The 14,163-nt window shown below is 67.5% G+C and carries 15 protein-coding genes; 6 read left to right on the top strand and 9 right to left on the bottom strand.

The genetic code is table 11. The features are described from left to right. Positions 1 to 83: 83 nt before the first annotated feature. A complete protein-coding gene (gene nusA / locus GON01_RS15900) occupies positions 84 to 1,685 on the bottom strand; it encodes a transcription termination factor NusA (RefSeq protein ID WP_157028369.1) in 1,602 nt (533 codons plus the stop codon). Positions 1,686 to 1,694: 9 nt separating this feature from the next. Further along, positions 1,695 to 2,219 (bottom strand): ribosome maturation protein RimP, encoded by a 525-nt coding sequence (gene rimP / locus GON01_RS15895; protein WP_157028368.1) that lies wholly within the window; start codon positions 2,217 to 2,219, stop codon positions 1,695 to 1,697. 253 nt (positions 2,220 to 2,472) lie between these two features. Between rimP and GON01_RS15890 the strand changes: the two genes are divergently transcribed. Continuing rightward, positions 2,473 to 3,654, top strand: coding sequence for a PQQ-dependent sugar dehydrogenase (locus GON01_RS15890; protein WP_408640936.1), 1,182 nt, complete (start codon positions 2,473 to 2,475; stop codon positions 3,652 to 3,654). Here GON01_RS15890 and GON01_RS15885 read toward each other — a convergent pair. Genes GON01_RS15885 through GON01_RS15875 form a run of 3 tightly spaced genes read right to left on the bottom strand, consistent with a single transcriptional unit; the run spans position 3,638 to position 5,298 of the window. Next, entirely contained in the window at positions 3,638 to 4,114 is a 477-nt protein-coding gene (locus GON01_RS15885; RefSeq protein ID WP_157028366.1) for a hypothetical protein, read from the bottom strand. The two genes, GON01_RS15890 and GON01_RS15885, sit on opposite strands and share 17 nt — an antisense overlap. Beyond that, on the bottom strand, positions 4,111 to 5,019 hold the full coding sequence (locus GON01_RS15880) for a DUF692 domain-containing protein (protein WP_157028365.1): 909 nt from the start codon (positions 5,017 to 5,019) through the stop codon (positions 4,111 to 4,113). The genes GON01_RS15885 and GON01_RS15880 overlap by 4 nt, the downstream gene beginning before the upstream one ends. A 15-nt stretch (positions 5,020 to 5,034) precedes the next feature. Beyond that, entirely contained in the window at positions 5,035 to 5,298 is a 264-nt protein-coding gene (locus tag GON01_RS15875; protein ID WP_157028364.1) for a hypothetical protein, read from the bottom strand. A gap of 255 nt (positions 5,299 to 5,553) precedes the next feature. Here GON01_RS15875 and GON01_RS15870 point away from each other — a divergent pair, with 255 nt between their 5' ends. Continuing rightward, entirely contained in the window at positions 5,554 to 6,699 is a 1,146-nt protein-coding gene (locus tag GON01_RS15870) for a PQQ-dependent sugar dehydrogenase (RefSeq protein ID WP_157028363.1), read from the top strand. 36 nt (positions 6,700 to 6,735) lie between these two features. Here GON01_RS15870 and GON01_RS17110 read toward each other — a convergent pair whose 3' ends face one another. Both GON01_RS17110 and trmB read right to left on the bottom strand, forming a co-directional pair. Then, a complete protein-coding gene (locus GON01_RS17110) occupies positions 6,736 to 7,416 on the bottom strand; it encodes a PEPxxWA-CTERM sorting domain-containing protein (protein ID WP_232328920.1) in 681 nt (226 codons plus the stop codon). Positions 7,417 to 7,516: 100 nt separating this feature from the next. Then, positions 7,517 to 8,194: a tRNA (guanosine(46)-N7)-methyltransferase TrmB gene (trmB, locus tag GON01_RS15860; protein ID WP_157028362.1), complete on the bottom strand. Its 678-nt coding sequence runs from the start codon at positions 8,192 to 8,194 to the stop codon at positions 7,517 to 7,519. Positions 8,195 to 8,259: 65 nt separating this feature from the next. On the opposite strand from trmB, the gene GON01_RS15855 reads away from it, so the two are divergent. Beyond that, positions 8,260 to 9,516, top strand: a complete 1,257-nt coding sequence (locus GON01_RS15855) for a Xaa-Pro dipeptidase (protein WP_456299956.1) — start codon at positions 8,260 to 8,262, stop codon at positions 9,514 to 9,516. Positions 9,517 to 9,554: 38 nt separating this feature from the next. Here GON01_RS15855 and GON01_RS15850 read toward each other — a convergent pair whose 3' ends face one another. Continuing rightward, positions 9,555 to 9,761, bottom strand: a complete 207-nt coding sequence (locus GON01_RS15850) for a hypothetical protein (RefSeq protein ID WP_198159875.1) — start codon at positions 9,759 to 9,761, stop codon at positions 9,555 to 9,557. Positions 9,762 to 9,830: 69 nt separating this feature from the next. Further along, positions 9,831 to 10,280, bottom strand: coding sequence for a hypothetical protein (locus GON01_RS15845; protein ID WP_157028359.1), 450 nt, complete (start codon positions 10,278 to 10,280; stop codon positions 9,831 to 9,833). Between the two features lie 103 nt (positions 10,281 to 10,383). On the opposite strand from GON01_RS15845, the gene GON01_RS15840 reads away from it, so the two are divergent. The 3 genes from GON01_RS15840 to GON01_RS15830 all read left to right on the top strand — a co-directional run bounded on the left by GON01_RS15840 (position 10,384) and on the right by GON01_RS15830 (position 14,127). Beyond that, the gene (locus tag GON01_RS15840; RefSeq protein WP_157028358.1) at positions 10,384 to 11,172 is read left to right on the top strand and encodes a tryptophan 2,3-dioxygenase; all 789 of its coding nucleotides are present in this window, start codon (positions 10,384 to 10,386) and stop codon (positions 11,170 to 11,172) included. Positions 11,173 to 11,329: 157 nt separating this feature from the next. Beyond that, positions 11,330 to 12,493, top strand: a complete 1,164-nt coding sequence (locus tag GON01_RS15835; RefSeq protein ID WP_157028357.1) for an aminotransferase class V-fold PLP-dependent enzyme — start codon at positions 11,330 to 11,332, stop codon at positions 12,491 to 12,493. Next, entirely contained in the window at positions 12,490 to 14,127 is a 1,638-nt protein-coding gene (locus GON01_RS15830) for an alkaline phosphatase D family protein (RefSeq protein ID WP_157028356.1), read from the top strand. Before GON01_RS15835 ends, GON01_RS15830 begins: the two co-directional genes overlap by 4 nt. Positions 14,128 to 14,163: the final 36 nt, after the last annotated feature.

Genomic DNA, 14,163 nt, shown 5'->3' with positions numbered 1-14,163 from the left:
GGATCTGACCGGAAAGGCCCTCCCCCAGCCCCTCCCGCAGGCGGGAGGGGGGAACCGGATGCTTCAGCCTTAGCTTCGGCCGTTCATTGGGAGGTTTCCGCAACTGCGTCCTCCCCTTCGAACCAGTGAGCGCGGGCCGCCATGATGATCTCGTTGCCCTGCTCTTCGCTGAGGCCGTATTCCGCGAGCACGCCGCCCTTGTCCTCGGGCCGCTTCGGCGCGTCCTCGTTGCGGCGGCGCGGCTCGACCCGCTTTTTCGCGACCAGCTCGTCGGTCGCAAGATCGGCCAGATCGTCGAGCGTCTTGATGCCGGCCTTGCCGAGCGTGACCAGCATCGCCTCGGTCATGTACGGCATCGTCGCCAGTTCGTCGGAGACGCCGAGCGCGCGGCGTTCCTCGCGGGCCGCTTCCTCGCGGCGCTCCAGGGCTTCCTGCGCGCGGCTCTGCAGCTCGGCCGCCAGCTCCTCGTCAAAGCCTTCGATCGAGGCGATCTCGTCGACCTCGATATAGGCGACTTCCTCCAGGCTGGTGAAGCCTTCGGCGACCAGCAGCTGCGCCAGCGTCTCGTCGACGTCGAGCTCGTTCTGGAACATCTCCGAGCGCTCGGCGAACTCGCGCTGCCGCTTCTCGGACGCGTCGGTCTCGGTCAGGATGTCGATCGCCTTGCCGGTCAGCTGGCTGGCAAGGCGGACGTTCTGCCCGCGCCGGCCGATCGCCAGCGACAGCTGGTCGTCGGGCACCACCACTTCGATCCGGTCCTCTTCCTCGTCGATCACGACGCGGCTGACATTCGCCGGCTGCAGCGCGTTGACGACGAACGTCGCGGTGTCGGGCGACCAGGGGATGATATCGATCTTCTCGCCCTGCATTTCCTGGACGACCGCCTGCACGCGGCTGCCCTTCATGCCGACGCAGGCGCCGACCGGGTCGATCGAGCTGTCGCGGCTGATCACGCCGATCTTGGCGCGGCTGCCCGGATCGCGCGCCGCCGCCTGGATGGTGATGATGCCGTCGTAGATTTCCGGCACTTCCTGCGCGAACAGCTTCTTCATGAAGTCGGGATGGGCGCGGCTCAGGAAAATCTGCGGCCCGCGATTCTCGCGGATCACGCGCAGGATGATGGCCCGGATGCGATCGCCGACGCGCACCACTTCGCGCGGGATCTGCGCGTCACGGCGAATCACGCCCTCGGCCCGGCCGAGATCGACGACGATGTGGCCGAACTCGACGCGCTTCACGACGCCCGTGATGATCTCGCCGACGCGGTCCTTGAACTCCTCGAATTGGCGCTCGCGCTCCGCCTCGCGCACCTTCTGGAAGATGATCTGCTTCGATGCCTGGGCCTGGATGCGGCCGAACTCGATCGGGGGCAGCGGATCGACGATGAAATCGCCGATCTTCGCGCCCTTCTCCAGCCGCTGCGCGTCCTGGACGTTCACCTGCTTGTAGATATCGTCGACCTGCTCGACCACCTCGACCACGCGCCACAGGCGCAGGTCGCCGTTCGACGGATCGAGCTTGGCGCGGATTTCCATCTCGGCGCCGTAGCGGTTCTTCGCCGCGCGCTGGATCGCGTCTTCCATCGCCTCGATGACGATCGCCTTGTCGATCAGCTTCTCGCGCGCGACCGAGTCCGCGATTGCGAGCAGTTCTGCCTTGTTGGCGGAAACGGCTGAGGTGGCCATAATCGTGTCTTACCCTTCCACGTGAACTTTGTCGGCCCCTTCGGCCGAGAGCGGCGCGGTGGCCGCGATGAGCTTGTCGGTGAGCACCAGCTTGGCGCTGGCAATGGCGGAGAACGGGACGGCCATGGCCTTAAAGCCGTTGACGTCGATCGCAACCACGTCGCCCTGGACGCCTTCCAGCGTGCCGGTCAGTTGCTTGCGACCCTCGACAGGGTCAGACAGCTTGATCCGCGCCTCATGCCCCTTCCAGTCCTCGAAATCCTGAAGCCGGGTCAGCGGCCGGTCTATGCCGGGCGAGCTGACTTCCAGCCGATAGGCTTCCTCGATTGGATCGGCGGCATCGAGCACGTCGGACAGGCGGCGCGACAGGTCGGCGCAGTCGTCGATCGTCAGCTGGCGCGTGTCCGGCCGCTCGGCCATCACCTGCAGCGTAGGGTCGGACGCGCCGCCGATCATCGCCACGCGGACGAGATCGAAGCCGAGCGCCTTCGCCTCGGGTTCGATCAGTCGCGTCAGGGCAGCGATATCCGCCAACCGGGTCCTCCAGAATGCACAAGCGTTCCGCGCCGGCGCCGCAGGGCACCAGCCTCAACTCCGTTACCGATGTCGAGGAAACATGGGCGATATAGACCTCGCCCGCCTTCCCGACAAGCCCGAACGAAAAGGCTGTCCTACATCGGCCGGACTGGGCTAGCGCATGTTCACAACCGTCCGCGCCGGATCGGTTGATGCAGTTCCGGCAGAACGCAGTGCGACCTTTGGGACCTTTCGGGTCTTTCGGAAGCCGATGAGGGAAAGAGAGATGCGAATCGCAGCCGCCTTGACGATCGCTCTGCTGGCCGCCTGTTCGGGCCATGCGGAGAATGCCGCGTCTTCCGCTCCGACGGGGGCCGCTTCCGCGGCAACGGCGGCCCGGCCGTTCGCGATGACGGAAGTCACCAAGTTCCAGGCCCCCTGGGCGCTTGCTTTCCTGCCGGACGGGCGGATGCTGGTGACGGAGAAGAAGGGCGAGCTGCTGCTGGTCTCGGCGGACGGCAAGGATCATTCGGTGCTGGCCGCGATCCCGGTCGACAGTGCCGGCCAGGGCGGCCTGATGGACGTCGTCCTCCATCCGAAGTTCGCCGAGAACCACTGGGTCTATATCAGCGCGTCGCAGGCGGGACCCGGCGGAAAAGGCGTGGTGCTGATGCGGGGCAAGCTGGTCGACGATCCGAACATCCGCTGCATCAAGGCACCTTGCCCGACGACGCGGCTGGAGGGGCTGACGACGATCTTTCGCGCGACGCCTTTCGTGGAAGGCAATGGCCATTATTCGGGCCGGATCGCCTTCTCGCCGGACGGATATCTGTTCTTCACCAATGGCGAACGGCAGAAATTCACGCCGGCGCAGGATCCGAAGGCGACGCTCGGCAAGGTGCTCCGCCTGAACGATGACGGCACGCCCGCGGCCGGCAACCCGCTCGCCGCCAAGGGCTTCCACCCGGCGATCTGGTCCTACGGCCACCGCAACCTGCTCGGCATCGCGTTCGATTCCGCCGGCAATCTGTGGGAGGACGAAATGGGCCCGCAGGGCGGCGACGAGGTCAACCTGGTCCGGCCCGGCCTCGATTACGGCTATCCGCTCGCGTCCAACGGCAGCCATTATGACGGGCGCGACATTCCCGATCACCGGCCGGGCGACGGCTTCGAAGCGCCCAAGGTCTGGTGGAACCCGTCAATCTCCCCGTCCAGCCTGATGGCCTACTCGGGCAAGCTGTGGCCGGAGTGGAAGGACGACCTGTTCATCGGCGCGTTGTCGGGCACCGCGCTGATCCGCGTCGACACCAACGGCACCAGCGCGGCCAAGGGCGACCAGTGGGACCTGGAGGCGCGCATCCGCGGCGTCCGCGAAGGGCCGGACGGCGCGATCTGGGTACTCGAGGACGGGGACACCGGCGGGCGGCTGTGGAAGCTTACGCCGGCGGCATGACGCGGGCGACGGCGAACGCATCCCGATCGGCCATGGCCGCCGTCGCGGCCAGCCGGTCACGGACTTTGCGGTGCTCGCGCGACAAGGCCTTGCGCGCCTGCGGCGACAGATCGTCGCGCTCCTCGAGGAACTGGCAGAAGCGCTCGGTCTCGACCAGGAAGTGCACGTTGGTGGTCGGCTCGGCATACCAATAAGCCGAAATCAGGCGGTTGAGGTCGTCGCCCAGCGCCGCGCAGAGATCGGGGCAATTGAGTGCGACCGGGGCGAGCCTGTTGGCGCGATAGATCATGCAGTTGGCTTCCATGCCGTTGCTGGCGGCGATGTCCGCCAGCCGGTCCTGCTCGAGGGGCGACAGCGCATAAAGCTGGCTCAGCAGCGCAGGCTCGCGGCGCACCGCGCGGCACAGCGCGGGCGACGCCGTCAGGTCGGTCAGCGCGCGCTGGAATTGGTCCAGGCTCATGCGAATGCCGGCGTCGGTTGCGGGGCGCCGGAGATGGCCTCGGCCGCCGCATGCATCTTCTCCAGCTCGGCGACCACCCCGGCCAGGCCGATCCGCTTGTGGTAGGACTCGTGATACTCGAAGGTGATCGCGGCGAGGTTCGGAAAGCGCGGTCCCCATTCCTCCAGCCAGTCCCAGATCACCGCCGGGCTCCGCCGCGAATGGGAATCTGTATAGTGGCCGCGCAGGGGATCGCCGCCGGCGACATGCACCTCGATCACGATCTCTGGATCGAGCGCGCCCAGATACTCGGCCGGCGACCAATTGAGATTGCGCATGTTCGCGTAGAGATTGTGGAGGTCGAGCAGCATCTTGCAGCCGGTGCGCTCGTGCAGCCGGTTCATGAACTCGGGCTCGCTCATCTCGGGGTTCGGCACGGCCGAGAAGATGGTGCCGTTCTCAAGCGCGATCGGCACGCCCAGCGTCGCCTGCAGCAGCTCGACCTTGCGGCCCACGATCTCCAGAAGCTCGGCATCATGCACCACCGGCAGGCCCATGCCCGCCTGCGCATTCGGCACCGACCCGCCGGGGGCGAGGAACATGCTCAGATGCTCGCTGTACCAGCGATAGCCGAAATGCCGGTGCGAGGCGGCGACTTCGGCCAGCAGGTCTTCGTCGATCGGCATCGCGCTCGGCAGCGACAGGCCGATGCCGTGGCCGATCATCGCATGCCTGCCGGCGAAGCGCCCCAGTTCGGCGATCGCGGTGTGCGCGTGAGAGAAGCGATGTTCCGCACCGGTGCCGAAATCGTACCAGAGACGGTCGGGAATGACCTCGATATGGTCGACAAGGGTGCCGGCCGCGTCGAGCACGGCCGGCACTGCCGGATTGTAGAGCAATCCGACCGACGGCTTGGCCAGGGCCATGCCCCCTGTCCCTCGTCAGTGCCCGAGCTGGACGTCGAGGATGCGGTCGAATTGCTTCTCCCAGATCACGTCGATCGTGCCGGACAGGCAGGCGCAACCGGTCAGGTCCTTGATCACGTCGTTGATCAGCACCTTGTCGATCCGGGCGATCTCGTCCGGCGAAAGCTTGCCCGGATGGGACACGCGCACCGCGCGCAGGTCCCCCTTCGCGCCGATCGAAATCTGGGCCGCGCGCCCTCTGGTCGTCGATTTCTGGGTTGCGGTTAAGGTCGGTTCCATGACGTCGTTCCTCTGCCAATCCCCATCGGGGTCGACAGCCGTGATCCGGTGCCGGAAACGAGCACTCTCATCCACCTGCGCTTTGGCTGTCCCAACGCACGCAGGGGTAAGCGACTCCGCGCGGCTGGTTATATCAGCAATCCACTGCCGCGGACACGGCGATACGCAGTATTCGGTCGTTTAACCCTGCACCCCGGTCGCAGCGTCCCGCCACCGCGACTTGAACCCGACCGGCCGTCCGGCTGTTAGAGAGCGATGCGCATGCGTTTGATATCCGCCCTGGCTGTGGCCGTCCTCACCGGCTGTGGATCGGCTGGCGGCGCGAGCAAGGGCGCCGATGCCGAGCGTCCGTCGGAGGCTCGCACGGCTTCGGCTCGCCCGTTCGACATGACCGTCGAAGGCTGCTTCGACCGGCCCTTCGCGATGGCATTCCTGCCCGACGGGCGGCTGCTGGTCACGGAGAAGCCGGGCGTGCTGAAACTCTGGGCGCCGGGCGGCGAGACGATCGACGTGGCGGGCGTGCCGAAGGTCGCGTTCGTCAATCAGGGCGGGCTGCTGGACGTCGCCCTGTCGCCAAGGTTCGCTCAAGACCATGACATCTATCTGACCTATTCGGAGCCCCGGCCGAAGGGCAGCAGCCTGGCGCTCGCCCGGGCGCAGCTGGTCGAAGCCGACGGCGCTGCGCGGCTCGATGGGTTGCGGGTGATCTGGCGGCAGGGGTCGGACGGCAGCGGCGGGCAATTCGGCGGCGTGATCGCCTTTTCGCCCGACGGCAAATATCTGTTCCTGACCTCGGGCGAGCGGCAGCGGAAGACGCCCGCACAGGACCCGAACCAGACGCTCGGCAAGATCCTGCGCCTCTATCCGGACGGGACGACGCCGCCCTTCAATCCGATCTCCGGCTCCGGTGCGCGCTCGCAGATCTGGAGCAGCGGCCATCGCAACCCCTATGGCCTCGCCTTCGCCGCCGACGGGCGGTTGTGGGAAACCGAGATGGGCCCGAAGGGCGGCGACGAGCTGAACATGATCCTGCCGGGCCGGAACTACGGCTGGCCGGTCGTCTCGAACGGCGACAATTACGATGGATCGCCGATCCCGGACCACCACCCGGGTGACGGCTTTGCGGCGCCGAAACTCTCCTGGAATCCGTCGATCTCGCCGGGCGGCTTCATCATCTATTCGGGATCGCTGTTCCCGCGCTGGCGCGGCTCCGGCCTGATCGCGGCGCTGTCGGGCGAAGCGCTGATCCGCGTGACGCTGGACGGCGACACGGCGGCGAAGGCCGACCGCTGGGACATGGGCGCACGCATCCGCGACGTGGCCCAAGGCCCGCAAGGCACGGTCTGGCTGCTGGAGGACGGGAAAGGCGCGCGGCTGCTGAAGCTGACGCCCGCGCGTTGACGCCCGGCCGCCGGTCAAGCGGCCGGGCGTTTGGAGTCACGCGAACCCAGCCCCCGTGCGCCGACGGCGGGCGGCCGCGCCGGCCAGGCCGAAGCCGCCGATCATCAGCGCCCAGCTTGCCGGCTCCGGCACCGCGTTGCCGCCGGTCACCGCGTCGAAGCGGAAATTGTCGGCCGCGCCCTGCCGGTTCAGGCCGAAGCCGACCCGGGTGTTGCCGGGCGCATAGCCGTAATCGAAGCTGTAGGTCTGGGTCGCGCCATTGGCGAAGATGCTGAGCTTTGCGACGGTTCCGTCGACGCTGACGTCGATCTGGCCGGCCTGGAACGGGTTCAGTCCGACAAACGGGCCGTTCAGCTCGTTGTTGCCCGTATCGAACCCGTACATGTCGAAAAAGCCGTCGCCGTTATTGTCCTGCACCTTGATGAAATAGCTGTTCGCGGTGCCATAACCGAACGACAGCGCGACATAGCTGCCCGCGTCGATGCCGCGCAGCGACGCGTCGAGGCCGGCACTGACCGAGGTCGAATTGCTGTAGGTCGCGAGCGACACGAAATTGGTCGTGATCGCCTTGCTGCCGCTGATCCGGAAATTGCCGTTCTCGACGTCGTAATTGTCGCCGATCGTCAGCGCATCGGGCCGGTTGAAATCGTCGGTCACGGTCGCGTTGGCCGCGGTCGTGCAAAGCAAGGCGGCAGCCGCCGCCATCAGGATACGCATCGTCTTTCACCCCGGTTGAAGTTGGAGCGAGCGCGGTTAGCGGCGCGTTTACCAGGCGAAACGACCGGTCGACGGAGCCGGCGCGTCGTGCGACGAAGACTCAGCGGCGGATGTAGCGGAAATACCAGACTTCATGGCCCTTGCGCCGAGCCTTGGCCTCGTAGCGGGTCTGCGGCCAGTCGGCGGGGCGTGCGAGGAAATCGGCGGCCGTCTTTGCCTGCCATTCGAAGTCGCGGCGCTGGTTCATCACCATCATCGACCAGCGGCAATAGACCGGATCGTCGGTGCCCAGCCGGAATTCGCCGCCGGGTTTCAGCTTCGCCGCGATCAGGTCGAGCGGGCCGTGATTGACCATCCGCCGCTTCGCATGCCGCGCCTTGGGCCACGGGTCGGGATGGAGCAGGTAGAGCCGCTCCAGCGAGGCGTCGGGCAGCCGCTCCAGCACGTCCAATGCATCGCCCATATGCACCCGGACATTGCCGAGTTCGCGATCGTCGATCTTGGCGAGCGCGCCGACCACGCCGTTCAGGAACGGTTCGCAGCCGATAAAGCCGTGGTCCGGCCGCGCCTCGGCCTGCGCCGCCAGATGCTCGCCCGCGCCGAAGCCGATCTCGAACTCCAGCGGCCGATCGTCGCCGAACAGGGTGCGCGCGTCGAGCGGCCCCTCGGGTACGCTCACTTTCGGCAGCAGGTGTTCCAGCAGCTCTTCCTGCCCCGCGCGGAGCTTGTGCCCCTTGGCGCGGCCGTAAAGGCGGCGGATCGTCAGTGGATCGGTCATGCCGGGCGCGCTAGCTTCGCCCGACGCACAAGCCAAGGGCGAGGGAGGACGGGGCGATGAAATGGATGCTGGCAGCGATGGCCGCGCTGATCGCGGTCGCGCCGGCGGAGGCACGGACCGTCTATGTCCATGCCGGCCGGCTGATCGACCCGGCGACGGCGCAAGTGCTGAGCAACCGTATGATCCGCGTCGAGAACGACAAGGTCGCCGAAGTCGGCGCCTGGAAAGCGCCGCCCGCCGGCGCCGAAATCGTCGACTGGTCGCGCTACACGGTGCTGCCGGGCCTGATCGACCTGCACACGCATCTGGCCGATGTCGGCGACTCGTCCGATCCGCTGCTGCCCTACAAGACCTCGCCGGCCGCGACCGCGCTCTTAGGCGCGAACCACGCGCTGACCACGCTCCGCGCCGGCTTCATCACCGTGCGCGACGTCGGCACATACCGCGCCTTCACCGACGTGGCGCTGCGCGACGCGATCAACCGAGGCTTGGTCCCCGGCCCGCGCATGCTCGTCGCCGGCGCCTACATCACCAAGCCGGGCGGCGGCGGCGAAGTGAATGTGAAGGGCATGACGATGCCCGAGGACATGCGCTTCGGCGAGGCGAGCACGCCGGCCCAGGTCCGCGACAAGGCCGAGCGCATCTTCGCCGGCGGCGCCGATTTCCTGAAGCTGATCGCGACCGGCGCCGTGCTCGCGATCGGCACCGAGCCGGGACAGATCGAGCTCGACGAGGACGCGGTGCGCGCCGCCGTCGCGGTCGCGAAGGCGCATCACAGCTACGCGACCGCCCATGCCCACGGCGCGGAGGGCATCAAGGCGGCGATCCGCGGCGGCGTCCGCTCGATCGAGCATGCGAGCCTGATCGACGACGAAGGCATCGCGCTCGCCAAGGCCAAAGGCGTGTGGCTGGTCATGGACATCTACAATGGCGACTATGTCGCCGAGGAAGGGCGCAAGCAGGGCTGGCCCGCCGAATATCTCCGCAAGAACGACGAGACGACCGAAGCCCAGCGCCAGGGCTTCGCCAAGGCGGTGAAGGCGGGCGTCAGGATCGGCTACGGCACCGACGCCGGCGTCTACCCGCACGGCCTCAACGCCCGCCAGTTCGCCTATATAGTCCGCTACGGCATGACCCCGATGCAGGCGATCCAGTCCGCGACCGTGTCAGCCGCCGAACTGATTGGCTGGCAGGATAAGGTCGGGCGCGTCGCGCCTGGGTTCTTCGCGGATATGGTCGCGGTGGAAGGCAATCCGCTCACGAATATTCGCGTGCTGGAGCATGTCGCCGCCGTTATGAAGGGCGGGGTGCTCGTCCGCTAACGTGTAGGGCGCGGCGGGCGCAAAAGGATAAATGACCGCTACCGAGCGTAGCGGATCGCTATCATGATGCCGACGATCACCACGAAGCCATAAAAGCCGGCGAGTGCCCAGAAGCCGACGGGGTTTCTATCGCGACTGGTGTCCACGCGAAAGTTGAGCGGCATCTCTCGTCGGGCAAATCCGAAGCCAAGCCCCACTAGGCCGACAAGAGCTAACAACAGTCCCTCAATAGAAGGCTCGTTCATCGGGTGAAGTCTTGCATGGCGATTATGCGTCCGCAGCGGATCGGACACTCCAATTCGTCTGAGATGCACCTACCGCCCCGGCCGGCACGGCTTCCCCTCATATTCGAACCGCTGGTTCACATACTCCCGGCCATTCCACCGCACGACCGGGAAGCAGAAGCCGGGACCGCCGATCGACAGGTCGGGATAGCCGCCGGCGCCTTTGGTCTTCATCGGTTCGGCGATGCCGGGGCCGGAGGTCAGCTTGCGCCAGCTTCCGTCCGGCTGTTTGCTGAGCACCGCATAGCCGGCCTCCTGCGCGCCGTAGCAGAAAGTGCCGCCTTCGCTGACGATCGATTCGGGGCGGCCGTCGCCGTTCAGATCGCGGTAGAGCTCGATCGCCGCGCCTTCCGGCCGCGGCTCTTCCGCGCACATCATCCACATCGTGCCGCGCCGGGTCGCGCCCGCGGCCTTGAAGATCGCCGCCTGTTCGGCGGGAGCCGGCATCGCGGCGGCGAGCATCAGCGTCAATGCGATCATCGCGTCCTCCCCTGTTCGGACGGAGCGGGAGCATGATCCACGCTCGCGCAAAAGGAAAGCGGTTCCGGCTTACCGGAACGCGTGCGGCACGATAGGAAGCCGCATGACCGACGTGACTTATGCTTCCTATTTGGGGCTCGACCAGCTCCTGTCCGCCCAGCACCCGCTGTCCGACCGCCATGACGAGCTGCTGTTCATCATCATCCACCAGACCAAGGAGCTGTGGCTGAAACAGATGATCGCCGAACTGAAGCTCGCCAAGCGCCAAGTGCGCGGCGGCGAGCTGGTGCCGGCCTATAAGGGCTTGGCACGCGTCTCGCGCATCCAGGCGGTGATGACCATGTCGTGGGACGTGCTCGCGACGATGACGCCTGCCGATTATTCGCGGTTTCGCGGCGTGCTCGGCACCAGCTCCGGCTTCCAGTCGGACCAGTTCCGCACCGTCGAATATCTGCTGGGGCTGAAGGATGGCCGCTTCCTCGATTACCAGAAGGATCGCCCCGAAGCCCAGCGCGCGATGCGCGAGGCGCTGGAGCAGCCGAGCCTGTGGGATGACGCCAACGCCGCCCTCGCCGCCGCCGGCTTCGACGTGCCGGCTGAAGCACTCCATCGCGACTGGACGCAGCCCTACACGCCCGATCCCCGCATCGAGGCGGCCTGGGCCGAAGTCTATCGCGACACCGAGCGATGGTGGGACCTGTACCAGCTCGCCGAGAAACTGGTCGACCTCGACGACGCTATGGCGACCTGGCGGCACAAGCACGTCCTCACCGTCTCCCGCATCATCGGCGGCAAGCGCGGCACCGGCGGCACGGCGGGCGTGAAGTATCTGCAGGAGACGGTCGCGAAGCGCGCGTTCCCGGAGCTGTGGTCGCTGAGGACTTTGCTGTGATTTTCTCCGCCTCACCTCTCCCATGGGGAGAGGTCGACTCGGCGCGGCAGCGCCGAGCGGGTGAGGGGATCGGGCGCTTGGCCGTCATGCCCCGCACCCCCTCACCCCGCTCGCGGCTTTGCCGCGAGTCGCCCTCTCCCCTCGGGAGAGGGGGAATATGAGCTGGAAACACCTGTTTCGCCGCGCATTCGATGCCGCACCGGAGCGGCTGCATCTGGCGGCGCACAGCCATCACCTCTGGCCGGACGCCAGCCATGACGGCCAGTGGCAGGCGTGGGAGGATGCGGCGAAGCTGGCCGACCGGAAATGGGACCGGATCATGGGCGAGCTCTGGCCCCGCACGCAGGCGGAAGTCGCCGGCGAGCTTCGCCTGCTGGACCCGTCCACCATCGTCTTCGCGCCGAACACGCACGAGCTGATCGTCCGCCTCGTTTCCGCGATCGAACGGCCTCGCCCGCTGCGCGTGCTCGCGACCGACGGCGAGTTCCACAGCTTCCGCCGCCAGTCCGCGCGCTGGGAAGCGGCGGGCGAAATGACGGTCGAGCGCGTGCCCGTCGAACCGTTCGACAGCTTCGCCGAGCGGTTCGTGAGCGCGGCCGAGGGCGGCGCACACGACCTGATTTTCGTCAGCCATGTGATGTTCAACTCAGGGCATGTCTTCGACGGCATCGGGCGGCTGGCCGCCCTCGCCCGGCCGGACGGGCCGTGGGTCGTCGACGACGGCTATCATGCTTTCATGGCGATCGAGACCGACCTAAGCGCCGTCGCGGACCGCATCTTCTACGTCGCGGGCGGCTACAAATACGCGATGGCTGGCGAAGGCGTCGCCTTCCTGCACGCGCCGCCGGGCTATGGGCCGCGCCCGGTCTACACCGGCTGGTATGCCGAGTTCGACGACCTGTCGCTGCCGCCCGGCGCGGTCGGCTATGCGCCCGATGCCGGCCGGTTCATGGGATCAACCTTCGACGCGTCCGGCCTCTATCGCTTCCTCGCCGTCCGCGCGATGCTGGAAGCCGAGGGGCTGACCACGGCCGCGATCGCCGCGCACGTCACCCGGCTGCACGAGCATCTGCTGCACGCAATCCGTGGCACGGCTCTGGAAGGCGCCGAGCTGCTGAACCCGCTGACCGGCGGACCGCACGCGCGCTTCCTCGCCTTCCGCTCGCCGCATGCCCAGCGCTGGCAGGCGGAGCTGATGGCCCGCGACGCCATCACCGACGTGCGCGGCGACGTCTTGCGGATCGGGCTCGGCCTGTATCACGATGACGAGGACATAGGGCGCTTCGCGAGGGAAGTGCTGCATCTGGGAGGGGGCCGATGACGCTGAGGATCGATCGCCGTTCGCTGGTGAAGGGAGGCGCGTTCGGCCTCGGCGCGCTGCTGCTGCCAGGCGGAAGCACGGCGCTGGCGCAGCTCGTCGCGGCGCGAGGCTTCACCCACAACGTCGCATCGGGCGAGCCGGCGCAGGATTCGGTGCTGCTCTGGACCCGCTACGTCCCCGCGCAGGGCGCCAGCGCGCACGTGCACGCCGAAATCTCGGACACCGCCGACTTTCGCCGCATCGTCGCCGGCGGCGACGTCATCACCGGCCCCTGGCGCGACTGGACCGCGAAAGTCACCGTCGCCGGCCTGGAGCCGGGCCGCCCCTATTTCTACCGCTTCACGGCGAGCGGCGAAGTCTCGCCCATCGGCCGCACCCGCACCTTGCCCGAGGGCCGCGTGCCCGAATGGCGGATGGCGGTGTTCTCCTGCGCCAACCTGCCGTTCGGCTATTTCAATGCCTATGCCCACGCCGCCCAGCGCGACGACCTGCATCTGGGCATCCACCTCGGCGACTATCTGTACGAATATAAGCGCGGCACCTACCCCAGCGAGCGCGACGCGGTCGCCGCGCGCGTGCTGGAGCCCGCGAACGAGCTGATCCACCTCGCCGACTATCGCACCCGCTATGCCTGCTACCGCGCCGACCCGGACCTGCAGGCGCTCCACGCGCGCCTGCCGATCATCCCGTCGGTCGACGACCACGAGACGGCAAACGACAGCTGGGAAGGCGGCGCCGAGAACCACAATCCGGGCGAAGGCGACTATACCGAGCGCAAGATCGCGGCAATGCAGGCCTGGCGCGAATGGATGCCGGTTTCCGACAAGCCCTACGCCACTTACGAGATCGGCGACCTCGGCACCTATTTCCGCACCGAGACGCGGTTGATCGGGCGCGGCCAGGCGCCGTCTCTGGAGGCCGCGCTGAAAGGCGCAGCCGATCCGGTCGCGGCGCTGACCGCCTTCCGCGACGGGGCCTGGGCAGACCCGGCCCGCTCGATGATGGGAACGACGCAGGAACATTGGCTCGCCGAGGAACTGCATCGCTCCGTGCGTGCCAGGAAGCGCTGGCAGGTGGTCGGCGTCGGCACGATCGTCGGGCGGCAGGTCGCCCCGCCCGAGGCGGCGAACTGGATTTCGCCCGACGCGGCCGATTATATCGCCGCGCGCATCAAGGCGGCGCTGCTCGCGGCGAAACTGGGCCTGCCGAGCGACTTCGACAGCTGGGGCGGCTATCCGGCCGCCCGCGCGCGACTGCTCCAGGCGGCCCAGGCCGCGGACGCGGACCTCGTCATCCTGGCGGGCGACAGCCACAATGCCTGGGGCTTCGAGCTGTCGCAGGACGGCAAGCGCGCCGGCGTCGAGTTCGACGGCCACAGCGTCACCTCGCCCGGTTATGAATCCTTCTTCCGCCAGGAGCCGCCGACCGACATCTCGACCGCTCTGGTCCGCGCGAACCCGGAGCTCAAATGGTGCTCCACCGCCGGCCGCGGCTACATGACCGTGACGCTGACGCCCGAGGCGGCAACGTCGGAATGGCTGTTCATGGACACGGTGATCGGCCGCTCGACCCAGGTGGCACGCACCCATCGGATGCGGACCCGTGCGGGGCGAAGGACGCTGGAAGCCGCCTGATGTGCATGGGGCGTTGCTCCCCGCCACATTTGGCCG

This window comes from Sphingomonas horti, assembly GCF_009753715.1.
Classification (GTDB): Bacteria; Pseudomonadota; Alphaproteobacteria; order Sphingomonadales; family Sphingomonadaceae; genus Sphingomonas_B; species Sphingomonas_B horti.
The sequence above is the reverse complement of the archived record's forward strand: the minus strand, read 5'-3'. Positions and strand labels throughout refer to the sequence as shown.

Excerpts from the sequence above, each read along its gene's own strand:
- nusA (WP_157028369.1), bottom strand. The coding sequence starts at position 1,685 with ATGGCCACCTCAGCCGTTTCCGCCAACAAGGCAGAACTGCTCGCAATC.
- GON01_RS15890 (WP_408640936.1), top strand. The coding sequence starts at position 2,473 with ATGAGGGAAAGAGAGATGCGAATCGCAGCCGCCTTGACGATCGCTCTG.
- GON01_RS15885 (WP_157028366.1), bottom strand. The coding sequence starts at position 4,114 with ATGAGCCTGGACCAATTCCAGCGCGCGCTGACCGACCTGACGGCGTCG.
- GON01_RS15880 (WP_157028365.1), bottom strand. The coding sequence starts at position 5,019 with ATGGCCCTGGCCAAGCCGTCGGTCGGATTGCTCTACAATCCGGCAGTG.
- GON01_RS15875 (WP_157028364.1), bottom strand. The coding sequence starts at position 5,298 with ATGGAACCGACCTTAACCGCAACCCAGAAATCGACGACCAGAGGGCGC.
- GON01_RS15870 (WP_157028363.1), top strand. The coding sequence starts at position 5,554 with ATGCGCATGCGTTTGATATCCGCCCTGGCTGTGGCCGTCCTCACCGGC.
- GON01_RS17110 (WP_232328920.1), bottom strand. The coding sequence starts at position 7,416 with ATGCGTATCCTGATGGCGGCGGCTGCCGCCTTGCTTTGCACGACCGCG.
- trmB (WP_157028362.1), bottom strand. The coding sequence starts at position 8,194 with ATGACCGATCCACTGACGATCCGCCGCCTTTACGGCCGCGCCAAGGGG.
- GON01_RS15855 (WP_456299956.1), top strand. The coding sequence starts at position 8,260 with ATGCTGGCAGCGATGGCCGCGCTGATCGCGGTCGCGCCGGCGGAGGCA.
- GON01_RS15850 (WP_198159875.1), bottom strand. The coding sequence starts at position 9,761 with ATGAACGAGCCTTCTATTGAGGGACTGTTGTTAGCTCTTGTCGGCCTA.
- GON01_RS15845 (WP_157028359.1), bottom strand. The coding sequence starts at position 10,280 with ATGATCGCATTGACGCTGATGCTCGCCGCCGCGATGCCGGCTCCCGCC.
- GON01_RS15840 (WP_157028358.1), top strand. The coding sequence starts at position 10,384 with ATGACCGACGTGACTTATGCTTCCTATTTGGGGCTCGACCAGCTCCTG.
- GON01_RS15835 (WP_157028357.1), top strand. The coding sequence starts at position 11,330 with ATGAGCTGGAAACACCTGTTTCGCCGCGCATTCGATGCCGCACCGGAG.
- GON01_RS15830 (WP_157028356.1), top strand. The coding sequence starts at position 12,490 with ATGACGCTGAGGATCGATCGCCGTTCGCTGGTGAAGGGAGGCGCGTTC.